Below are 21776 nucleotides of genomic sequence, written 5' to 3' on the forward strand. Positions count from 1 at the left end.
GGCGCGGGCGCCGGGGTCGGCGCGGGCGCGGGTTTCGTCGCGGTCGAGCCGCCGAGCGGGAACGCCGAGTTGGTTCCGGTATTCGGCATGGGCTTCGACTGCCCCGATCCGCCACCGAAATCGATGACATTCGAGGGCTTGCCTGGGCTGTCACCACCGGTGGGCGAATTCGTGGTGCTGCCGGGATGGATGAGTTCGGGTATCGCCTTGTCGATGGCCTTGTCCGCGGACGCGGCCGCGGTATCCATGGCGTGCATGCCCACTTCGGCGATCTTATCGATGAGGTGGGTGCCGATATTGACCCCGGCATCGATGGCGGCGGTGCCGACCGAAACGCCCGCGTTGATCAGATACTGCTGCAACTGGAGTTGGGCAGCCTGCACTGGATCCAGTGGCGTTGTCGTCGTCACGCCCGTTGTGGTCGTGCCGTTCGTCGTACCCGGCACGACGGTTTGCTGGGTGGTGCCGACACCCTGCGGTGTGGTCACCGTGAGCGGTCCCATCGCATCCAGCCGGGCGGTGTGGCCATCCATTTCCGACTGCGCCGTGCTGACCGCGGTGACCGCGTCGCGTAGCGCCTGGGTCGCCCGCGCGATCACCGCGTCGGTATCGGAGGACGCGCTCGCGGTGCTCATGATCTGCTTCGCGTCGCGACGGAAGTCCGCGATGATCTGGTCCACCTTTTGCGCGGCCCGGGCGCTGGTGGCATGGGCGTCCCCGAGCACCGACAGGTACTCGGGTCCGCGATCGGAGATATCACCGATCTGAGTTTGTGTGGTGCGCAGCGCCGGAACGGCATCGTCCGCGGCGCGGGAGGTCCAGGTCGATTCGAGGGCGTGCAGGCCCTCGCGGTGCGGGCCCTCGGCATCTGCCGCCTGCGTGGACGCCGCGGACAGCGCGTCGACGACGGACCGGTCCGGAGTCGCGACGCCGCTACCGAGCGAGGCGCGCAATTGCAGCATCGGTTCGACCAGCGCCGCCACGATCGGCGGATCCACATGCGGATCGATAGGCGTGCTTGCGGGGGTATCGGTGGCGTTGTTCGCGGGGCGCCGTCGAAGCAGTCGTCTCATGCCCGCGCCTCGCTGACGCTCTGCTCCGGCATGTGCAGTGCCTCTTCTTGCCGGGCAAGTGCGCCCGCGGAATCGACATCGATACCCTGCATGTTCGCGCTGTAGTCGCCCAGCACCTGCCCGTAGGCGGCGACCAATTGTCCCGCGGTCGAGAGCGCCTGCACGTGTTCGTTCACCTTCTCGGTGAACCGGGCCACGAATCCGGCGCCGACCTGACCGAGGTCGGCGACCAGCCGCTCGGGATTCACCGCGCCACCCGCGACCGCCGATGCCGAGGCCAGCTGTTGTGACACCGTATTCGCGATCGCGGTGTAGGCGGCCATCGCCGCCGGGTCGAGCTTCAGCGCGTCCACTGTTCCCCCTTAATACGGAAACCAATCTGTCGCGTCACATTTCGACACTCCGAGCGTACTTGGGACCCGGGCAATGCGCGCGCGGATCCCTTCGTTCCGGTGGAGTCTATGCCGCCGGATCCATCGCTTATGCGGCGCCGGTCCGGTTCCGCAGAGGCCCGAGGTACGAAAACGGAAATGATCACTTTCACCCCGCGCCGGTTCTATGCTTGTCGCGACGAGGTTGGTCCCATCTCCACCCTGGCGACCAACGCCCAGGGTGCCGCCACCGGTTAAAAGGGGTCAGAAGCGTGAAGAACAGCAGACGTTTTCGAGAGTTGTCGGTCAGATCCGCGGTGCTTGTCGGTGCCGTTTCCGCCGGGCTCCTGATGGCGGGAACGGCACAGGCCGAACCGTTGTGGCCGGGTGGACCGGATATCGGCACACCGGCGATCATCCCGCCGATTCCGCCCGCCCCGGTCTACGCACCATGCGGCGAGACCGCGCGTATGTGCATGCGGCTGTCGACGAACGAGGCCTGGCTGATGGACAACGGCAAGGTCACCTATGGTCCGACCCCGATCTCGCACGGGCGGCCCGGATATGAGACGCCGCCCGGCGTCTTCAAGGTCGCCTTCAAGCGCGAAGACTTCTGGAGCACCATGCACAACGCTCCGATGAAGTGGGCGGTCTTCTTCAACGGCGATATCGCCACCCATATCGGCCCCATCGAGGAGCAGTCACACGGCTGCATCCGCATGACCCCGGAGGGTGCCGAAGCGACCTACCGCTATCTCAACCCCGGTGACGTCGTCGAAGTCGTTCGCTGACACCGGATTCGCGGATGCGAAGGGGCCCGGGCGGATTCCGCCCGGGCCCCTTCGCATACCGTCAGTGTTCGCCGACGAGCTGTCGATCCACGTCTTCGGCCATGACCGCCTCGCCGCGCGCGACCATTCCTGCCTCATCGGCGAGTTTCAGATGGGGGATGAACAGGGCGAGCACGAAAGCGATTACCGCGCCCGGGATCAGGTACCAGAAGCCGGGGACCAACGCGTCCACGTAGGCGCCGACAATGGCATCGTGTAGGCCGTCGGGAAGATGCCTAACCACCGAGGGCACCAGCGCGCCCGGATCCAGCTTCGCGGCAGCGGCTTCCGGGCCGTGGGAGACGAAGACATCGGTGAGGCCCTCGGTCAGGCGGTTGGTGAAGATGGAGCCGAAAATCGCCACACCGAGTGCGCCGCCCATTTCGCGGAAATAGTTGTTGGCGCTGGTGGCGGTGCCGATTTGGTCGGGGGCAACGGCATTCTGGACGACCAGGACGATGATCTGCATGATCAGACCCAGGCCCGCCCCCATGACGAACAGCATGGCGGAGACGACCCACATAGCAGTGTCCGCGTCCAACCGGGTCAACCACAGCAGATCCGCGAACATCAGGACCGCGCCGAGCGGTGGATAGAGCTTGTAGCGGCCGGTTTTGGTGATCATCGTCATGGAGGCGACCAAGGCGATCATCAGACCGACCATCATCGGAATCAGCAGCAGACCCGATACCGAAGCCGAAGCGCCCGTTGCCATTTGCAGATAGGTCGGGATGAAGGCGAGGGCGGCGAACATCACCAGGCCGACCACGAAGCCGATCGCGGAGGTCAGCACGAAGGTGCGATTGCGGAACAACCACAGCGGCAGCATCGGCTCTTCCGCGCGCGCCTCCGCGAGTACGAACGCGGCGACCACCACGATGAACGCCGCGATCATCGTGACCATAACCATTGAGCCCCAAGCGTATTGCTTGCCACCCCAGTCGGTGATCAGGATCAGCAGCGTGGTCGCAGCCGACATCAACACCACACCGAGATAGTCGGGCCGGGTCTTGGGCCGATGGCTGGGGATGCTCAGGTAGCGAAAGGCGATGAACAGCGCGGCGATTCCGACCGGCACATTGATCCAGAAGCACCAGCGCCAGCCCAGCTGGTCGGCGAAGAAGCCGCCGAGCAGCGGACCCGCGACCGAGGTGATGCCGAAGACCGCACCCATCGGGGCCATGTACTTGCCCCGGTCCTTGGCGGGCACTACATCGGCGATGATGGCCTGCGCCAGAATCATCAGTCCGCCACCGCCGACGCCCTGCAGGCCGCGGAAGGTGATGAACTCCCAGAAACTCGTCGACGCGGCGGCGCCGACGGAGGCCACGGTGAAGATGGTGATGGCGAACAGGAACGGCCAGCGCCGCCCGAACAGATCACCGAATTTGCCGTAGATCGGCATCATGATGGTGGTCGCGAGCAGATATGACGTTGCGGTCCAAGCCATATGGGAGATGCCGCCCAGATCGCCGACAATGGTCGGCATCGCGGTGCCGACGATGGTCTGGTCCAGGCTCGCCAGGAACATCCCCGCGATCAGCGCGCCGAAGATGAGCCAGATCCGCTTCTGGGTCAGGACAATCGGCGCAGGTGGCGATTCAGCCGTGATGGTCATCTCTCGCGTCTCTCTTTCTTGCCGTCGTGCTGTTCGAACAGCCGCGCCGCCATTGCGCAGTGTTCGCGTACTGCCGCCGCCAGCGATGCGGTCGGATCTCCGACCGTGGTCATCGCTGCCCGCGTGGTGATGTTTGTCACGAATCCCGCTGCCAGACCGGCGAATTCGGGAGAAACCGGACTGCCGAGCCGAGCAGCGAGCAGGTCCGCGAATACGCTCTGCAAGCGGGCACCCGAGGCGACGAAGGCCGCGAGCACTCGCGGCTCGGTCTTGATGATCTCGGTAACCAGCGCGATGCCCTCGCGCACCTCGCTTTCGGATTCGAATCCGTGCACGAACAACCAGGTGAGGTCGTCCATCAGCACGCCGCTCGGCCCGCCCGCGATGAACTGCTCGCGCAACTGCGGAGTGCCGATCTCGCCGATCGGCCCGACTACCGCGTCCATTTTCGTCTCGTAGTAGTTGAAGAACGTGCGGGGCGAGACCCCGACCGCTCTCGCGATGTCCTCGACGGTCGTCGCGTCCAGCCCACGCTCGACCGCGAGCCGTCGTGCGGCAAGACAGAGATCGAGCTCGGTCTGGCGCTTCTTCTGCTCCCGCAATCCGATCGGGCGCTCGTCGTTGGACATGCCGCCAAAGTAGCACAGACTGCAATTTTTCAGAAACTGCAAGTTCAGCGAGGCGGCCACGCGGCTGCGCGGCCCAGCCGGACGGCTCCGAGTGCGAAATCCATTCGGAGGCGAATCGCCAGCTACGCGCAACCCGGAGCCAGCGCCATCCCCAATTGTCCTGATGCGCGAATCTGCTTGGTAGAACGGAGAATTAGCGTATCCTCCCAGCCGAGTTAACTCGGATATAACTCAAGATTCATCGACTTGATACGTGATTTTCGATAGTGTTGATATCGCCTACAGCGAGGTGGGATTTCGAGAACTCACGTCGGTCGGGGGGCATAACGCCCGTAGGAGAACTCCAAGTGAAATACCCAGTGTGCGCTCGCGTGTTAGGTCCATTGACGCTTGCTCTCAATAATCACAACGCAACGCCGACAGCGCAGAAACAACGCCAGCTGCTCGCCTTACTACTCGTCAGACACGACACCGTCGTTCCGGTGACCACACTGGTCGAAGAGTTGTGGAACGACGATCCGCCGCGCAGCGCCGTCACCGTCGTGCAAACCTATGTGCTGGGAATTCGAAAGAAGATGGCCGAGCAGCTCGGCATCGGACAGGCGGAGGTGGCCGAACGATTTCTCCGGACACGCAGTAAAGGGTATTCGTTCGACGTCAAGGACTGCGTCTTCGATTTGCGCGACTACCAGAGCATGTCCGAGGCCGCGCGCTGTGCCGCCAAGGCGGGCGACGACTATCGGGCGGTGGATCTGTTCACCGCCGCGGAGGCGCTGTGGACCGGTCCGGCGCTGGTCGATGTGGAGGGCGGCATTCCGCTCGCCGCGGAGATCTCGCATCTGGATCACCTCCGGCTGACCAATATCGAGTTGCGCGTCGAGGCCGAGCTGCGGCTCGGCCGATATCGCGAAGCCTGCCCCGACCTGGCTCGACTCACCATGCAGCACCCGCTGCACGAGCGGCTGCAGGCGTATTACATGTTCGCGCTGAGCCGGGCGGGGCAGCGCGCCCGCGCACTGGAGTCCTACCAGCGGTTCAGTAGGTCGATGCAGCGCGAACTCGGGCTGGATCCGTGCCAGAAGCTGCAGAAATTGCATCAGGATATCCTCGCCGCCTCCGATGTATCGGTCAGTGCCATGCTCAACAGTCGACACGCGGGATACCTCATCGGCTGGTACTCCCCCGAATTCCGCTCGGCTCGAGCAAAACCGGCCTAGTCCGCCCGCAACATCTCGTCCACCAGTGCGGTCGAATGCGTCGCCGACCGCATGGCCGGGTGGTCGAGTACTTCCCGCAGAAAATCCCGGGTCGTCGCCACGCGCGCACCCGAAATCCGGAATTCGGCCAGGGCTCGTCGCATGCGTGCGAGCGCCTGGTCCCGGTCCGGCGCCCAGACGATCAGTTTGGCGAGCAGCGAATCATAGTGCGGCGGGATCGAATATCCGGCATGCACATGTGTATCGACGCGCACGAACGGACCGCCGGGCGGTGTGAATTCGGCCACGATTCCGGGTGCCGGTGAGAATTGGGCCGCCGGGTCCTCGGCATTGATCCGGCATTCAATTGCCGCACCGTTGAGGGAAATATTGCACTGTTCGATGCTGAGCGGTTGCCCGGATGCGATATGGATCTGCTCGGCGATCAAATCGATTCCAGTAACCATTTCGGTCACCGGATGTTCGACCTGTATTCGACAGTTCACCTCCATAAAATAGTAATTCCCTTGCGGATCCACCAGAAATTCAACGGTTCCGGCCCCGACGTACCCGGCCTCCAATACCCCGTCCACCGCGGATTTGCCCATCCGCGCCGCGAGACCCTCCGGCAGCCGCGGCGCGGGCGACTCCTCGATGAGCTTCTGATGTCTGCGCTGCACCGAGCAGTCGCGCTCACCGAGGTGCACACCGTTGCCGTAGCCATCGCACAGCACCTGCACCTCGACATGCCTGGCGCCCTCGAGGTACTTCTCCAGATAGACTCGACTGTCCCCGAACAACATTCGCGCGGTTGCCCGCGTCTCCTGGTACGCGTGTCGAAATGCGCGACTCTCGCGCACCACCTGCATGCCTCGTCCGCCGCCACCCGCGGCGGCCTTGATGATCACCGGGTAGCCGATCGAGTCGGCCAAGGTGTGCGCCTGCTCGGGTTCGAGCGGATCCAGACTGCCCGGCAGCAACGGTAGCCCGGCCTTGGCCATCAGGGTGCGTGCCGACTGCTTATCACCGAGTTGGGCCATCACATCCGCGGGCGGACCGATCAGGGTGATCCCCGCCGCGCGGCAGGCATCCGCGAAATCCGGTGACTCCGAAAGGAATCCGTATCCGGGATGGATCGCATCGGCGCCGGTCGTCTCGGCCGCAGCGAGTACGGCGGCGGCATTGAGATAGCTGCGCTTGGCCGCGGCGGGCCCGATCTGCACCGATTCGTCGGCGAACCGCACGACGGCCGACTCGGCGTCGGCGACCGAATGCACCGCGACCGTGCGCACTCCCAGCTCCTGGCAGGTGCGCGCGACCCGGAGCGCGATCTCGCCGCGATTGGCAATGAGAATCTTGTCGAACATGGTTTCCCGCACTCTCTACGCGACCGACCGAACCGGAACCTGCTGCCGCGCACCGAACCGGCGGAACCTGGCGCGCCGCTCGGCGGCGAGGTCTTCGCCGCCGCGGCCGGTCAATTCGCGCAGGCTCGCCGCCAGTGCACTTCGCAGTTGATTCGCCGCCGCCAGCGGTGCGGCGCCGACATCGTCGCCGGGTTCGGGCAGCACCGCATCGACGACACCCAGCCGCAGCAGGTCCGCGGAGGTAAGTGACAGCGCGGCAGCGGCTTTCGGTGCCGCGGCTGGATCATTCCAGACGATGGCTGCACACCCTTCCGGGCTGATCACCGAGTATGTCCCGTTAGCGAACATCAGCACTCGATTGGCGACGCCGAGCGCCAACGCACCACCGCTGCCGCCCTCCCCGATCACCACGCTGATCACCGGAACCCGCAGCGCCGACATCAGCCGGATATTCTCCGCGATCACTACCGCCTGTCCCTGCTCTTCGGCGGTCGCGCCCGGGTAAGCGCCAGGGGTGTCGATCAACGTGATCACGGGCAGCCCCAGTTTTTCGGCGAAACGCATGAGCCGTGCGGACTTTCGATATCCCGCCGGTGTCGGCATGCCGAAGTTGCGCGCCATCAGCTCCTTCGGCTCATGGCCTTTCTGGTGTCCGATGACCACGACCGGCTGGTCACCGAGCCACGCGGTACCGCCGACAATGGCCGGGCAGTCCCCCGAGATGCGGTCACCGCGCAACTCCTGGAAGCCATCGAAGGCCAGGGCGAAGTAATCGAGCGCGGTCGGCCTGCTCGGTGTGCGTGCCCGGCGAACCTGCGCCCAGGGCTCGTTCTCGGGAACCCGAGCCGGGTCGGTGATGGTTCCCGCGTCCAGTTCGGTCACCGCATCGCCGGTCGGCTCGACCGGACCGGCCACGCGCAACAGAGAACCGAGCGCCTGCCGCAAACCGGCACGCGGCACGATCAAATCGATCAGACCACGCTCCAACAGGAATTCGGCGGTCTGGAACTTCGGCGGCAACTCCTGCCGGATAGTCTGCTCGATCACCCGGCGACCCGCGAAACCCAGCCGCGCCCCTGGTTCGGCGATCAGCACATCCGACAGCGTGGCGAACGATGCCGCCACCCCACCGTAGGTCGGGTCGGTGATCAGCGTGATGGTGAGGATGCCCGCGCGGTCCAGCTGTTCCAGCGCGGCACTGGTTTTCGCCATCTGCATCAGCGACAGCGGCCCCTCCTGCATCCGCGCACCACCCGAGGCGGTGACGATGAGCAACGGAATACGTTCGGCGAGTGCGGTTTCCGCGGCGGCGGTGATCATCTCGCCGACCGCGGTGCCCAAACTGCCACCGAGGAAGCGGAAGTCCATGGCCGCGATGAGCACCGGATTGCCGTCGATCGCCGCGTATGCGCACAGCACGGCATCGTGCATGCCGGTGCGTGCCCGTGCCGCGGCGAGTCGGTCCGGATAGGGCTTGGTATCGATGAAGGTCAGCGGATCGTCGTCGGTGGGGATGACGGCGAGTGGTTCGAACCTGCCCTCGTCGGCGAGCTGGGTGATGCGCTGCTCGGCGGTGACCGGAGTATGTCTACCGCATTCGCCGCAGACGCCGAGGTCGCGGGCGAACCGCTTGGCGTACAGCGGAATCAGACAGGCCGGGCAGAGCACCCAGTCCGCGGCACCGTCCAGGCCGTGTGCTGACTTCATCACGCATGTCTCCTGTGCTGGGGGAAGGTGCGCTCAGCCTGCGCGCACCCGCTAGAGAACAGCTCGACTCCGCCGCTCGAGTCAGGTTCGAGGACGGCCTTCGATGCTTGACCCCACGATCGAAGGGAGATAACGCCATGAACCCCAACGCATCCGGTGGTGCGGTATGAGCCGCCGCGTTGTCGTCACCGGACTCGGTGTCCGCGCGCCCGGCGGTTCGGGCAAGGACGAGTTCTGGAAGCTGCTGTCCGAGGGCCGCACCGCGACGCGCCGGATTTCATTCTTCGACCCCGCGCCCTATCGGTCCCAGGTCGCGGGTGAGGCCGATTTCGACCCGATTCAGGAAGGCCTGTCGCCCAGAGAAATTCGGCGCATGGACCGGGCGGTGCAGTTCGCCGTGGTCTGCGGACGGGACGCGGTGGCCGACAGCGGAATCGATATCGGGTCGCTGGATCCGCACCGGCTCGGCGTCAGCCTCGGCAGCGCGGTTGCCGCGGCGACCAGCCTGGAACAGGAATATCTGGTGCTGTCCGATTCCGGTAAAAACTGGCTGGTCGACCAGACCTACCTCTCCCCGCACATGTTCGACTACATGGTGCCCAGCGTGATGCCCGCCGAGGTGGCCTGGAGTGTGGGCGCCGAGGGGCCGGTCGCCATGGTCTCCAACGGCTGCACCTCCGGGTTGGATTCGGTCGGCCACGCCGTGCAGCTGATTCGCGAGGGCTCGGCCGATGTGATGCTGGCCGGTGCCGCGGATACCCCGATCACCCCGATCGTGGTGGCCTGCTTCGATGCGATCAAGGCCACCACCTCTCGCAATGACGATGCCGAACACGCCTCCCGGCCGTTCGACAACTCGCGCAACGGCTTCGTGCTCGCCGAGGGCGCGGCGATGTTCGTGCTGGAGGAGTACGAGAGCGCGCAAAAGCGTGGCGCGCATATCTACGCGGAGATCACCGGTTACGCCACGCGCTGCAATGCCTACCATATGACCGGGCTCAAGGCCGACGGCCGGGAGATGGCCGAGGCGATCCGAGTCGCATTGGACGAATCACGCATCGACCCCACCGGCGTCGACTACATCAATGCGCACGGCTCGGGCACCAGGCAGAACGACCGGCACGAAACCGCCGCCGTGAAGCGCAGTCTCGGCCAGCACGCCTACGCGACACCGATGAGTTCCATCAAATCGATGGTCGGCCACTCGCTGGGAGCCATCGGCTCGGTCGAGATCGCGGCCTCCCTGCTCGCGCTGGAGTACCAAGTGGTGCCGCCGACGGCGAATTTGCACGAACCCGATCCGGAATGCGATCTGGACTATGTGCCGCTCACCGCGCGCGGGCACCGGATGGACACTGTGCTCACCGTCGGCAGCGGATTCGGCGGGTTCCAGAGCGCGATGGTGCTGCGTAAGCCCGAGGCGGTGGCGGCATGATCCTGGTGACCGGCATGGGCGTGCTCGCGCCGAACGGACTCGGTGTCGAACGCTTCTGGGATGCGGTATTGGACGGGCGGGGCGGTATCGCACCGCTGACCCGGTTCGATACCAGCCGCAGCACCGCGCGATTGGCCGGACAGGTCGCTGATTTCGATGCGGCCGAACATCTGCCGAGCCGATTGCTGCCGCAGACCGATATATCGACGCGGATGGCATTGGTGGCCGCGCAGTGGGCCCTGGACGATGCCAAGGTCGATACGGCGGCACTGACCGATTACGACATGGGTGTAGTCACCGGAAATGCCTCCGGCGGTTTCGAATTCACCCATCGCGAGTTCAATAAGCTGTGGTCGCTCGGTTCCGAGCATGTGAGTGTGTACGAATCGTTCGCCTGGTTCTACGCGGTGAATACCGGGCAGATCTCTATCCGGCACGGTATGCGGGGGCCGAGCAGCGCGCTGGTCGCAGAGCAGGCGGGCGGTTTGGACGCGGTCGGGCACGCGCGGCGCACGGTCAACCGCGGCACCCCGCTGGTGGTCACCGGCGGGGTGGACTCCGCGCTCGATCCCTGGGGCTGGGCCTCGCATCTGGCCAGCGGCGAGGTCAGCGGCTCGGACGCCCCGGAGCGAGCCTATCTACCGTTCGATACCGCGGCCGCCGGATATGTGCCCGGTGAGGGTGGTGCGATGCTGGTGGTCGAGGACGCCGCGGCGGCCCGCGCTCGCGGCGTGCCGAAGGTGCACGGCGAAATCGCCGGGTACGCATCGACATTCGATCCGGCACCGAAGACCGGGAGGCCCTCGGGTTTGCGGCGCGCAGCGGAACTCGCACTCGCCGATGCCGGTCTCGGGCCGGGTGATATCGATATCGTCTTTGCCGACGCGGCGGGCGTGCCCGACCGTGACCGGGACGAGGCCGCGGCCATCGAGGCCGTCTTCGGTGCCGACGGCGTGCCGGTCACGGCGTCGAAACCCCTGACCGGACGGTTGTTCTCGGGCGCGGGCCCGCTCGACATCGTGACCGCCCTGCTGTCCATTCGCGATTCGGTGATTCCGCCGACCGCCTACACCACCACCCTCGCCGAGGACTACCGGATCGATCTGGTTCTCGGTGCACCGCGGCCCGCCACCGTCGGCGCCGCCCTCGTCCTGGCCCGTGGCCGTTGGGGTTTCAACTCCGCGGTCGTCGTGCGCGCTGTCGACCAAACCTAGGGAGCCGATCATGACCATGACCATCACCGAATTGCGCCGGATCCTCGTGGACTGCGCGGGCGGCGACGATATCGCCGAAGACATCGCCGGACTCGACTTCGAACAGCTCGGCTACGACTCGCTGGCGCTCATCGAAACGGCCGCGCGGATCCAACGCGATTTCGGCGTGCTGATCCCGGAGGAACAGCTCATCGATGTCAAGACGCCGCAGGAGCTGGTCGATATCGTCAATAGCCAATTGCAGGGTGCGGCATGAATACCCAGGTGATGAGCCACACCAAGGTGGTACAGGCGCCGCCCCAGGTCGTCTACGACCTGGTGGCCGATGTCACCAAATGGCCGGTGATCTTCGCGCCGAGCGTGCTGGTGCGCCATCTGCACCGCGGACCCGATGAGGAGCGGTTCCGATTGTGGGCCACCGTCAACGGCGAGGTGAAGAACTGGACCTCGCGGCGAGTGCTCGATGCGGCGCAGCAGCGGATCGTGTTCGAACAGGAGCGCAGTCAAGCGCCGATCGCGTCCATGGGCGGCGGTTGGTCCTTCCGCGAAATCGAGCCCGGTACCACGAAGGTCACCCTCGATCATCGCTTCACCGTCGTGGACGGTGCCGATCCGGATCTGGTCGCGGGTGCGGTGGATCGCAATAGCAAAACCGAGTTGGCGGCGCTGGCTCGCATCGCGGAGGCGGGCCATCCGGTCGACGAGGTCGTGCACACCTTCGAAGACGCTGTAGCGCTGGATATTTCGGCGGCCGAGGCGTACGACTTCATCTACCACAGTGAGCGCTGGCCCGAACACGTCCCGCATGTCGGCCGGATCGAACTCGACGAAGACGGCGATGGCGTACAGCTGATGGAGATGGATACCGTCACAGCGGGTGGCATTGCGCACACCACCAAGTCTGTGCGCGTGTGCTTCACCAACGAGCGCATCGATTACAAGCAGCTGCTGCCGCCTGCCATGCTCTTCGGGCACAGCGGCGCTTGGGAATTCGCGGACGGTCCGGACGGTGCGGTGGTGACGGCACGGCACACCGTCGCGATCAATCCGGTCGCCGCCCGCGAAATCCTCGGGGCCGATACCGATCTCGCCGACGCGCGCGCATATCTCACCGAGGCGCTGTCGACCAACAGTCGCAATACGCTGCTGTGCGCGGTGCGGTATGCCGAATCCGTGAAGTCACCGACATGACCGCCACCAACCTACCGCGGGTGGCCGCAGGTCCGGTCGTGCGCGAAATCGCCGATCGGGTCTACGCGTACACACACAGTCGAGGCGGCTGGTGTGTCAGCAATGCGGGTGTGCTGGCAGGTCCGGACGGCGCGGTGGTGATCGATACACTGGCGACCGAGCGGCGCACTCGCGCGCTGGTCGAATTCGTCGACGGACTCGACACCGGCCCGGCCAGAACGATTGTCAACACCCACCACCACGGCGACCACAATTTCGGCAATCACCTCTTCGGCCCCACCGCGGTCGTCATCGGCCATGATCGGATCCGACCGGAGATGATCGAGACCGGACTCGCGTTGACCGAACTGTGGCCGCAGGTGCAGTGGGGCGATGTGCGGGTCACCCTGCCCAGCGTCACCTTCAGCAGTCAGCTGACCCTGCATGTCGGCGAACGCCGCGTCGAACTCATCCACCTCGGACCGGCCGCACACACCACCAACGATGTGGTGGCGTGGTTGCCCGAGGAGAAGGTGCTCTTCGCCGGGGATCTGGTGATGTCGGGCGCGGCACCGTTCTGTCTGATGGGCTCAGTGCGGGGGTCGATCGACGCGATCAACAGGCTCGCCGAACTGGGCGCGGAAACGGTGGTGTCCGGACACGGTCCGGTGACCGGACCGGAGACCTTCGATCGGACACTGCGATATCTGCGCTGGGTGCAGGAGCTGGCCGCCGAGGGCCGCTCCCTCGGGCTCACCCCGCTGGCCATCGCGCTCGATGCCGATCACGGTGAATTCGCCGATCTGGTCGATGAAGAGCGCATCGTCGGCAATCTGTACCGCGCCGATGCGGAGTGGGCGGGCGGTCCGCTCGGCGAAGCGCTGGATGTGCTGTCGATTTTCGACGAGATGATCGTGTACAACCACGGGCAGGTGCCGACATGTCTGGCGTAACAAGCCGATCGGTGCAGGTCTGCGTGGTCGGCGGCGGACCGGCAGGACTGATGACCGGTCTGCTGCTGGCCCGATCGGGCGTGGAAGTGCTTGTGCTGGAAAAGCATCCGGACTTCCTGCGCGACTTCCGCGGCGACACCGTGCATCCGTCCACACTGCGTGCGATGGACGAACTCGGCCTCGCCACCGAATTCCTCGCGCTCCCGCACGTCGAGCTGCCGCAGCTACCGATGGCCACCGCGAGCGGACCGGTGATATTCGCCGACTTCCGTTCTCTGCCAGGCGGTTTCCCCTTCGTGGCATTCATGCCGCAGTGGGATGTGCTGAATTTCCTGGCCGAGGCGGGTGCGCGATATCCGGGCTTCCGACTGATCCAGCGGGCTGAGGTCACCGAACTCATCCTGGAGCACGACACCGTGGTCGGCGCGCGGGTACGCACACCCGAGGGGCCGCTGGAGGTCCGGTCCCAACTGGTGATCGCCGCGGATGGACGCAATTCGATTGTGCGCGGCGGCCTGCTGGAGGTCGCGGCCAGCGCGGCGCCGATGGATGTGCTGTGGTTCCGGGTCAGCAAACCCGACGGCGAGCGGCTGCCTACCGTGCGCAGCGGCAATGGGTTCTTCATCGTCTGCATCGACCGCGGTGACTACCTACAGGTCGCATACATGATCCCGAAGGGTGGATTCGCGACCGTCAGGGCCGCCGGACTCGCCGACTTCCGCGCCGACCTCGCCGCGATCTATCCCAGCCTCGCCGAGCATCTGGCGGCCGAGATCCGCACTTGGGATGACGTGAAACCCCTTGATGTTCGGGTGGATCGGCTGCGCCGCTGGTACCGACCCGGTCTGCTCGCGATCGGCGATGCGGCCCATGCCATGTCGCCCGCGGGCGGAGTCGGCATCAATCTCGCGGTACAGGACGCGATCGCGGCCGCCCGGCTGCTCGCGCCCATCCTCGTCGCGGGTGCTCGACCGAGCGTCGGGCAATTGCGTGCCGTGCAGACTCGGCGTGAATTCCCCATGCGGGTAGTCCAATTCGCGCAACTGCGGCTGCTGTCGGATCTCTATCCGAATGCCGGACGGCCGGGCACGGATAAACCACTGCTGGTGCGTATGCTGCGGCGTTTTCCCCGCCTACCCCGTTTGGTCGCCCGGGTGATCGGGCTCGGCATCCGGCCCGAACACGTACCACCGGCGGCCGATATCGCCGGAACCGTCACTGCCCTAACAGAATTCAGGGAGAACTGATCGTGTCGACATATCTGCTCGTCCACGGCGCATTCCACGGCGGCTGGGCCTGGCAGCGGGTGGTGCCGCTGCTCGAGGACGCCGGACACCGCGTGCTGGCCCCGTCCCTGGTCGGCCTCGGCGATCGCGCCGATCTCTTGACCCCCGAGGTCGGCCTGGATACCCACGTCGAGGACCTGGTCGGACTGCTCATCTCCGAAGATCTCACCGACGTCATCCTGGTCGGCCACAGCTACGCGAGCATCGTAGTGACCGCGCTGGCCGACGCCGTCCCCGACCGCATCGCCGAACTCGTCTACATCGACACCTTCGTCCCGCGCGACGGTGAGGCGGTCGCCGACATCATGCCCGGTATGGTCGACGCCTTCGCCGCCGCGGCCGCCGAATACGGTGACGGCTGGCGCGTTCCGCCGCAGACCGAGCCAATGGGCGACGGCGGTCTGTATGGCATAACCCAGGAGCCCGATCTGAGCTGGGCGGCCTCGATGATGACCGCCCAGTCACTGGAGACCTTCCAGCAGCGCATGCTGCTCACGAATCCCGTTGCGCTGGCGGATATTCCGGTCACGCATGTGTACTGCAGCGAGGGCGGCGAGGCCTACCGGGCCATGCGTGCCGCCATGCCGCGCACGCTGCCGCCCGCCGACCTGCCGCCCGGCCGCCTGCACGTGCTGCCGACCGGACACGACTGCATGATCACCATGCCGCGCGAATTGGCCGGGCACCTGCTGACATTGGCACCGCGGACCAGTCTCGCCTGATCCCGCCCACGCCGGGGCGGATCAGGATTCGGCCGCGTCGTAGGCGGCGCGGGCGGCGAGCACTTCGCTGAGATGTGCGCTCGACCAGTCCACGATGCTCGCGAAGACCGGGGTAAGGGTGACCGCGAGCGGGGTTGCCTCATACTCGACGCGCGGTGGCACCTCGGCGTGGTAGGTGCGCGAGACCAGTCCGTCGCGTTCGAGCTGACGCAGGCGCTGGGTCAGCACCTTGGGGGTGAGGCCGGGAATGCGCTGCTCGAGTTCGGTGAAGCGCAGGCGACCGTCATGGGTCAGCACCCAGAGCACCTGGGTGGACCAGCGGCCGAAAACCAGGTCGATCACCGGAGTGATCGGGCACGGATCCACGGTGGTTGTCATTGGTCCTCACTTTCCACTTGGTAAGTACTATACTTTGGAAAGTACTGTGAAACCAGGGTCCGTGAGCGAGCGCGGTGAGCGAGCAATAGCCGCAGCCGCGCAGCACCGCGATCGAAAACCGAAGGGACACAGTCATGACAACGACATCCGTGGACGGACGCATCGATCTGCCGCGCCGCTCCGGCGACCGGCCACGCACCCGGGCACACAATCCACATCAGCAGCTCAGCCAGCTGGCGCCACCGGATCTACAGGAAACCCTGTGGTCGCGGATGACCGCGCTGAACGGCGTACTACTCGGCCACAGCGGTGTCTCGCTGCCCGATACCCGTGCGCTGCATCTGCGCCCGACCATTGCCAAGGGACCGGGCGAGGCCTATCTGGCCGGCACCGAATTCGCCCATCTGCACGGATACGATGACGGCAGCCTGCACATGTGTCTGCCGAAAGACATTGCGGCCGAGGCCATCGCGCAGGGATGGGCGGAATTGCATCCCATGGCGCGTCAGCGTTTTCTGCCGCAGACACTGGTAATGGTCTACGGGCCACGCGATCTCGACGAACTCGAGGTGGTCTGGCGGCTGGTGCGGATCAGCCACGGATTCGCGCGCGGGGCGGCTACAGCGTGATTAGAGCGGCGGCCGCCATCGTGGGGGTCATGAACGCGACCGATCTCGTCGGAACTTGGGAATTGCTGTCCTACTTCGATATCGACGAACACGATGCCACCAGCACCGGGCCACTGGGTGACGCACCCCGCGGCCTGCTGATCTACGGCGCGCACGGCTATATGTCGGTGAGCATGATGCGCACCGACGCGGCGACGGGCACGCCGCCTTTCATGGGCTATGCGGGAACCTGGCGCAGGTGCGGCACGGAGATGGTGCACGCGATCACCGTGTGCTCGAACCCGGCCTGGGCCGATACCGAACAGGTGCGCCAGATGTCACTGAGCGGCGACATTCTCACGCTGATCGGGGCCGCCCAGGTCGGCGGGCGGATGCAGCGCCGGGTGCTGACCTGGCGCCGCTGCGGCCCGCCCGCCTGAAATCCCTTGCTATTCCGGTGAATACGAAAATAGGGGGTCATCGAATTGGACCGGTTCATTGTCTTGCGCGAGTATCCCGGTGATCACACCGCTGGCCTGCGCGGTCACCGGGATCATCAACTTCATCGCCTCCACGATGGCGATCTGCTGTCCGGCCCTGACGCGGTCGCCCACCTCGACGAAGGGATCGGCACCGGGTTCCGGACTTCGGTAGAAGACCCCGACACTGGGTGCGCGGAAGACCGCTCCGAGCGGCGGTTCAACCTGTGTTACAACGGCTTCCACTGTCGCGGGCGCGGCGGTAACCGGTGCCGCCGAAACCTGCCATTCGGCCTCGATGGTCACCTCGCCTACCTGGACCCGCAGCGCGCTCGGCTGCTGCGGGAAGCCCGCGAGCAGTTGCAGCGCGCCGGTCTGAATGGCTTCGAGCACTCGCAAGTACTCCTCGTGCCCGGTTGTGTTCTCCTCCACTGCGGTCATTGCCCAGGCCTCTCAGTAATTGCCGAGTCCGCCACAGACATTCAGCGCCTGTGCGGTGACCGCGCCCGCACCCGGGCCGATCAGATAGTCGACCATCGCCGCGACCTCGAACGGCTGCACATAGCGTCCGATCGGCACGCGCGCGCTCACCCTGGCGTGCACCTCGTCGGTATCCACACCCCACAGACCGGAGTACACCTCTCGAACCCGTTCTGCCATCGGGGTTTCCACGAAGCCGGGGCATACCGCGTTGACCGTGATCCCGGTCTTGGCCAGTTCCAGTCCGAGTGCCTTGGTGAAGCCAACCACGCCGTGTTTGGAGGCCGAATACGGCGCACCGTGTACGACACCCTGTTTGCCGCCGGTGGAGGCGATATTCACGATGCGGCCGCTGCCGCGCTCGAGCATGCCGCCCGCAGTCAGCACCGCCTTGGTCATCAGGAAGACGCTGTTGAGGTTGGTATTGATCACGTCGAACCACAGTTCGTCGGTGACCTGTGCGGTGACGCCGCCGCCGCTGCGGCCCGCGTTGTTGACCAGGATGTCGATCGGTCCGTAACGCCGCACGCCCGCGTCGACATAATCCCGGATCTGCGCGGCGTCGACGACATCGCAGACCGTGCCGTCGACCTCGTGACCGTCGTCCTGCAGGCTCTTGACCGTATCGGTCACCTGCTGCTGATCGCGAGCGCAGATGAACACCGCGATACCCTGGGCGGCAAGGCTTTTGGTGATCTCCAGGCCCATACCGCTGGTCGCTCCGGTGACCAGCGCGACGCGCTGAGTTTCCGCCATGACTCCTCCATCGGTCTTTCCGTACTCGCCGGGCATATCGACCTCAAGACTCGTCCCGGGTCCTATAGCCCCGGTCAACCCGTGCGCGGCTCGAGCCAGCCTCTAGCGGCATCGGCGAGCGTTGCGTGCAGCCGCGCCCCGCCGCACCGAGGAGCCACCATGACCACCGTCGCAAGCCGCACCGAGTTGTACGCCGAGGTCCAGCAGTTCTACGCCGATCAGATGCAGCGGCTGGACAACCGCGATATTCCCGGCTATGCCGAAACCTTCACCGAGGACGCGGAATTCGAACACACACCGGGTCGGCCACCGGCCCGGACCAGGGCGGGCATCGTCTCGGACCTGGTCGAATTCCACCAGCGCTTCGAGGCCGATCCGATGCAGCGCAGGCACTGGTTCAACATGATCAACCTGCAGCCGCAGGACGACGGAACCATCGTCTCCACCGCCTACTGCCTCGTGGTCAAGATCCGGCCGAACAGCAAGCCCGAAATCGCGCCGAGCTGCGTCGTGCACGACGTGCTCGTCCGCGTGGATGGCAACCTGCTGACCCGGTCGCGGCGCGTCGCCCATGACTGAATCCGCTGTCCCCGACCATCTTTCGAGGAGAACCACGTGAACACCGCGCAGCCAGAAACCCTGCTGACCCTTGCCGCCGAAGCCCAGAACCTGTTGTTCAGGGAGGCGCGCACCGCGAACACCTTCAGCGACGCACCGGTCACCGACGACCAGATCCGCGATATCTACGAACTGATCAAGTACGGCCCCACATCGATGAATCAGCAGCCGCTGCGCATCGTCCTGGTTCGTAGCCCCGAGGCACGGGCCCGCCTGGTCAACCACATGATCGACAACAACAAGCCAAAGACCGCGGCCGCGCCGCTCACCGCGATCCTGGCCGCCGACTTGAACTTCCACGAGAACCTGCCGAAGGTGTTCCCGCACGCCCCCGAAGCCAAGGACTACTTCGCCGACCCCGGCTATCGGGCCGAATCGGCCCGCTTCAACGCCCTCATCCAAACCGGCTACTTCATCCTCGGCATCCGTGCCGCGGGCTTGGCCGCGGGCCCGATGAACGGATTCGACGCCGAGGGGCTGGACAAGGACTTCTTCCCCGAGGGCACGCACAGCGCACTGGTCGTCGTCAATATCGGCACTCCCGGCGTGGACGCCTGGTTCCCCCGCTCCCCCCGCCTGACCTACGACGAGGTTGTCACCACGGTATAGCCGCGATGCCGACGAGTGGCAGTGCTCGTTCGCCACTCGTCGGCATCGACCGACAGCCCACCGCGTGCTCATCCGGATCGTGGCCGTGTGGCTGACGACAATTTCAGCGCTGCCGTGATACTCATGAGCTATGACTGCGTCGGATGATTTCGATTTCGAAGCCATCTATCGAGGCACGGGCGGCCCGTTCGGGCCGGGCGTCAAACCGCCGTGGAGCATCGGGGAACCCCAACCCGAACTCGCCGCGCTGATCGAGCAGGGCAAATTCCATGGCGATGTGCTCGACGTCGGATGCGGGGAGGCGGCGATCTCCTTGTATCTGGCCGAGCGGGGCTACACCACGGTAGGGCTGGATCTATCGGCGACCGCGATCGAGCTGGCCCGCGCCGAGGCCGCCAGGCGTGGCCTGGTCAACGCCTCCTTCGAGGTCGCCGACATCACCTCCTTCACTGGTTACGACGGCCGCTTCGGCACCATCGTCGACAGCACGCTGTTCCATTCGATCCCGGTCGAGTCGCGCGAGGGATACCAGCAGTCGATCGTGCGCGCCGCCGCGCCGGGTGCCTCGTATTTCGCGCTCGTTTTCGACCGGGCGGCCCTGCCCGAAGTGCCCGGGCCCGGACCAGCACCGGTCACCTCCGACGAACTCCGTGCGGCGGTGCAGAAGTACTGGACGATCGATGAGATCAGGCCCGCACGAATCCATGGCAATCTGCCAACGGGCGACATCGAGTCGCCCGCGGGCGGCCCGACGTTCCGGTTCGAGGGCATCCGCGACGAACCCGGTGGCCGCAAGTCGGTTCCAGCCTGGCTGCTGTGCGCCCGGCTGGGCTGATCCTCCACAAGCCATTTCGCGGACTGTCGCGGCCCACGCGTCATCGCATCGAGGCTCAGCCCAGAGCGCGGTTGAATCCCTCGACGAGTTCGTCGACCTGGTCGTCGGTCATCACGAACGGCGGCGAGATCTGCATTGCGCCCTGGCCCGCCGCACGTCCTGAGATGCCGTGCTCCCGTAGGGTTTTCACGAGCGGTAGCCCCTCGGAGGGGTCGACGAGCTGGATCGCGGCGACCGCGCCGAGACCGCTGCGGACCTCGGCTACTCGGGGGTGGTCCGCGAGCGCGGCGAGTTTGGTGTGCAGGGTCGATTCCAGGCGCTTCGCCTCGTCGAGTAGGCCCTCGCGTTCGACGATGGCGAGGTTGGCCAGGGCCGCGGCGGCGGCTCCGGCGTGACCGCCGTAGGTGTAACCGTGGCGCCACCAGACGCCGCCGCGGAAGAAGGGCTCGGCGATGTGCGCGGCGATGAAGACAGCACCCATCGGGACATAGCCGGAAGTGAGGCCCTTGGCGGTGGTCATGAGGTCGGGTTCGAGCTCGAAACGGGTTGCGGCGAACCAGGATCCGCCGATGCGGCCGAAGCCGGTGACGACCTCGTCGACGACGAAGAGAATGTCGTGATCGCGGCAGATGCGGCGGACCTCGGTGAGGTAGCCGTCCGGCGGTAGGTAGATTCCGCCCGCGCCGATGATGGGTTCGCAGAAGAAGGCCGCGATGCGCTCCGCGCCGATCTCCTCGATGAGCGCGAGCAGTGCCTTCGCATCGTCCCATTCGACGGTGCGGGCATCGGGCATCAGCTCGCCATAGCCCTCGCGATTGACCGGGATACCCGCCAAAGCCGTTCCGGCGACATGCATTCCGTGATACGCGCGCTGCCTGCCGATCACGATTGTCTTATCCGGCCGACCCAGCTCATGCCAGTAGCGGCGGGCGAACTTGGCCGCGGTATCCACCGAATCCGAGCCACCGGAGGTGAAAAAGATCTTGCTGCCCGGCACCGGTGCGATGCTCGCCAACTTCTCCGCCAACTCCTGGGTGGCGGGCTCGGCGAAATCACCGAAGTTCGAATAGTGCGCGACCGTGCGCAGTTGTGCGGCGACCGCATCGGCGATCTCGGCGCGCCCGTGCCCGACATTGGTGAACCACAGCCCGGCCGTCGCGTCCAGATACCTGGTACCCGCCCGGTCGTAGATATAAGCACCCTCGCCACGCGCGACGACGAACGCGCCGTCGCGTTCCACGGCACCCATATCGGCGAACCCATGCCATAGCGCGCCCATCTCAACCACCTCTACTCGACAACCACGTCACTTCGTCGCTCCACTGGTTCGTCCGCACCGCGCCGACGGCCGCCCAGCGCGAATCCGATCACCCGGACCACGAGGCCCATCATGGCCAGCCCGCGATCAGCCGCCGGAAATACACCAGCACGACCGGCGCCAG

The 21776-nt window shown here is 65.7% G+C and carries 24 protein-coding genes; 14 read left to right on the top strand and 10 right to left on the bottom strand.

The genetic code is table 11. The annotated features are described in order from the left end of the window. Positions 1-1073: hypothetical protein (locus tag NA5_RS13935; protein ID WP_174555232.1), on the bottom strand; the 1073-nt coding region annotated here is incomplete at its 3' end. Beyond that, positions 1070-1426 (bottom strand): hypothetical protein, encoded by a 357-nt coding sequence (locus tag NA5_RS13940; RefSeq protein WP_062985810.1) that lies wholly within the window; start codon positions 1424-1426, stop codon positions 1070-1072. The genes NA5_RS13935 and NA5_RS13940, both read right to left, overlap by 4 nt. A 290-nt stretch (positions 1427-1716) precedes the next feature. Between NA5_RS13940 and NA5_RS13945 the strand changes: the two genes are divergently transcribed. Continuing rightward, complete coding sequence (locus NA5_RS13945) at positions 1717-2235, top strand: L,D-transpeptidase (protein WP_062985815.1); 519 nt, start codon at positions 1717-1719, stop codon at positions 2233-2235. 61 nt (positions 2236-2296) lie between these two features. On the opposite strand, the gene NA5_RS13950 is transcribed toward NA5_RS13945, so the two are convergent. Together NA5_RS13950 and NA5_RS13955 are read right to left on the bottom strand one after the other, a co-directional pair. Beyond that, on the bottom strand, positions 2297-3892 hold the full coding sequence (locus NA5_RS13950) for an MDR family MFS transporter (protein ID WP_062985819.1): 1596 nt from the start codon (positions 3890-3892) through the stop codon (positions 2297-2299). Next, on the bottom strand, positions 3889-4521 hold the full coding sequence (locus tag NA5_RS13955; RefSeq protein WP_157110397.1) for a TetR/AcrR family transcriptional regulator: 633 nt from the start codon (positions 4519-4521) through the stop codon (positions 3889-3891). Before NA5_RS13955 ends, NA5_RS13950 begins: the two co-directional genes overlap by 4 nt. A gap of 371 nt (positions 4522-4892) precedes the next feature. Here NA5_RS13955 and NA5_RS13960 point away from each other — a divergent pair, with 371 nt between their 5' ends. Next, positions 4893-5738: an AfsR/SARP family transcriptional regulator gene (locus NA5_RS13960; RefSeq protein ID WP_169811297.1), complete on the top strand. Its 846-nt coding sequence runs from the start codon at positions 4893-4895 to the stop codon at positions 5736-5738. On the opposite strand, the gene accC is transcribed toward NA5_RS13960, so the two are convergent. Next, on the bottom strand, positions 5735-7084 hold the full coding sequence (gene accC, locus NA5_RS13965; RefSeq protein WP_062985825.1) for an acetyl-CoA carboxylase biotin carboxylase subunit: 1350 nt from the start codon (positions 7082-7084) through the stop codon (positions 5735-5737). The genes NA5_RS13960 and accC overlap by 4 nt on opposite strands. 15 nt (positions 7085-7099) lie before the next feature. Beyond that, on the bottom strand, positions 7100-8791 hold the full coding sequence (gene accA, locus NA5_RS13970; RefSeq protein ID WP_062985827.1) for an acetyl-CoA carboxylase carboxyl transferase subunit alpha: 1692 nt from the start codon (positions 8789-8791) through the stop codon (positions 7100-7102). A 166-nt stretch (positions 8792-8957) separates the two neighbouring features. On the opposite strand from accA, the gene NA5_RS13975 reads away from it, so the two are divergent. From NA5_RS13975 to NA5_RS14005, 7 genes are read left to right on the top strand one after another with little or no spacing between them, the layout of a single operon-like run. Next, positions 8958-10226 (top strand): beta-ketoacyl-[acyl-carrier-protein] synthase family protein, encoded by a 1269-nt coding sequence (locus NA5_RS13975; RefSeq protein WP_062985829.1) that lies wholly within the window; start codon positions 8958-8960, stop codon positions 10224-10226. Continuing rightward, positions 10223-11440 (top strand): ketosynthase chain-length factor, encoded by a 1218-nt coding sequence (locus tag NA5_RS13980; RefSeq protein WP_062985831.1) that lies wholly within the window; start codon positions 10223-10225, stop codon positions 11438-11440. The genes NA5_RS13975 and NA5_RS13980 overlap by 4 nt, the downstream gene beginning before the upstream one ends. 10 nt (positions 11441-11450) lie before the next feature. After that, positions 11451-11696 carry an acyl carrier protein gene (locus tag NA5_RS13985; RefSeq protein ID WP_218020094.1) on the top strand — a complete coding sequence of 82 codons (246 nt, stop codon included), beginning with the start codon at positions 11451-11453 and terminating at the stop codon, positions 11694-11696. Then, positions 11693-12631, top strand: a complete 939-nt coding sequence (locus NA5_RS13990; RefSeq protein ID WP_062985833.1) for an aromatase/cyclase — start codon at positions 11693-11695, stop codon at positions 12629-12631. Before NA5_RS13985 ends, NA5_RS13990 begins: the two co-directional genes overlap by 4 nt. Beyond that, a complete protein-coding gene (locus tag NA5_RS13995; protein WP_062985945.1) occupies positions 12628-13563 on the top strand; it encodes an MBL fold metallo-hydrolase in 936 nt (311 codons plus the stop codon). The genes NA5_RS13990 and NA5_RS13995 overlap by 4 nt, the downstream gene beginning before the upstream one ends. Next, positions 13551-14810 (top strand): FAD-dependent oxidoreductase, encoded by a 1260-nt coding sequence (locus tag NA5_RS14000; RefSeq protein ID WP_062985835.1) that lies wholly within the window; start codon positions 13551-13553, stop codon positions 14808-14810. Before NA5_RS13995 ends, NA5_RS14000 begins: the two co-directional genes overlap by 13 nt. 2 nt (positions 14811-14812) lie before the next feature. Beyond that, positions 14813-15571 carry an alpha/beta fold hydrolase gene (locus NA5_RS14005; protein WP_062985837.1) on the top strand — a complete coding sequence of 253 codons (759 nt, stop codon included), beginning with the start codon at positions 14813-14815 and terminating at the stop codon, positions 15569-15571. Positions 15572-15592: 21 nt separating this feature from the next. Here the strand turns inward: NA5_RS14005 and NA5_RS14010 are convergent, their stop codons facing one another. Beyond that, entirely contained in the window at positions 15593-15949 is a 357-nt protein-coding gene (locus tag NA5_RS14010; protein ID WP_062985839.1) for a winged helix-turn-helix transcriptional regulator, read from the bottom strand. A gap of 134 nt (positions 15950-16083) precedes the next feature. Between NA5_RS14010 and NA5_RS14015 the strand changes: the two genes are divergently transcribed. Both NA5_RS14015 and NA5_RS14020 read left to right on the top strand, forming a co-directional pair. Beyond that, positions 16084-16578 carry a luciferase domain-containing protein gene (locus NA5_RS14015; RefSeq protein WP_062985842.1) on the top strand — a complete coding sequence of 165 codons (495 nt, stop codon included), beginning with the start codon at positions 16084-16086 and terminating at the stop codon, positions 16576-16578. A 29-nt stretch (positions 16579-16607) separates the two neighbouring features. Continuing rightward, positions 16608-16997, top strand: coding sequence for a lipocalin-like domain-containing protein (locus NA5_RS14020; RefSeq protein WP_062985844.1), 390 nt, complete (start codon positions 16608-16610; stop codon positions 16995-16997). A 9-nt stretch (positions 16998-17006) separates the two neighbouring features. On the opposite strand, the gene NA5_RS14025 is transcribed toward NA5_RS14020, so the two are convergent. Both NA5_RS14025 and NA5_RS14030 read right to left on the bottom strand, forming a co-directional pair. After that, the gene (locus NA5_RS14025; RefSeq protein WP_062985846.1) at positions 17007-17477 is read right to left on the bottom strand and encodes an acetyl-CoA carboxylase biotin carboxyl carrier protein; all 471 of its coding nucleotides are present in this window, start codon (positions 17475-17477) and stop codon (positions 17007-17009) included. A 12-nt stretch (positions 17478-17489) separates the two neighbouring features. Further along, complete coding sequence (locus NA5_RS14030; protein ID WP_062985949.1) at positions 17490-18272, bottom strand: SDR family NAD(P)-dependent oxidoreductase; 783 nt, start codon at positions 18270-18272, stop codon at positions 17490-17492. A gap of 159 nt (positions 18273-18431) precedes the next feature. Between NA5_RS14030 and NA5_RS14035 the strand changes: the two genes are divergently transcribed. The 3 genes from NA5_RS14035 (at position 18432) to NA5_RS14045 (ending at position 20334) form a co-directional block, all read left to right on the top strand. Further along, on the top strand, positions 18432-18851 hold the full coding sequence (locus tag NA5_RS14035) for a nuclear transport factor 2 family protein (RefSeq protein ID WP_062985848.1): 420 nt from the start codon (positions 18432-18434) through the stop codon (positions 18849-18851). Positions 18852-18887: 36 nt separating this feature from the next. Then, complete coding sequence (locus NA5_RS14040) at positions 18888-19499, top strand: malonic semialdehyde reductase (protein WP_062985850.1); 612 nt, start codon at positions 18888-18890, stop codon at positions 19497-19499. 130 nt (positions 19500-19629) lie between these two features. Continuing rightward, positions 19630-20334, top strand: coding sequence for a class I SAM-dependent methyltransferase (locus NA5_RS14045; protein ID WP_062985852.1), 705 nt, complete (start codon positions 19630-19632; stop codon positions 20332-20334). A gap of 55 nt (positions 20335-20389) precedes the next feature. Here NA5_RS14045 and NA5_RS14050 read toward each other — a convergent pair whose 3' ends face one another. Further along, positions 20390-21613, bottom strand: coding sequence for an aminotransferase family protein (locus NA5_RS14050; protein ID WP_062985854.1), 1224 nt, complete (start codon positions 21611-21613; stop codon positions 20390-20392). Positions 21614-21776: the final 163 nt, after the last annotated feature.

The sequence above is a fragment of the Nocardia anaemiae NBRC 100462 genome (assembly GCF_001612725.1).
In the GTDB taxonomy this organism is placed as follows: Bacteria; Actinomycetota; Actinomycetes; order Mycobacteriales; family Mycobacteriaceae; genus Nocardia; species Nocardia anaemiae.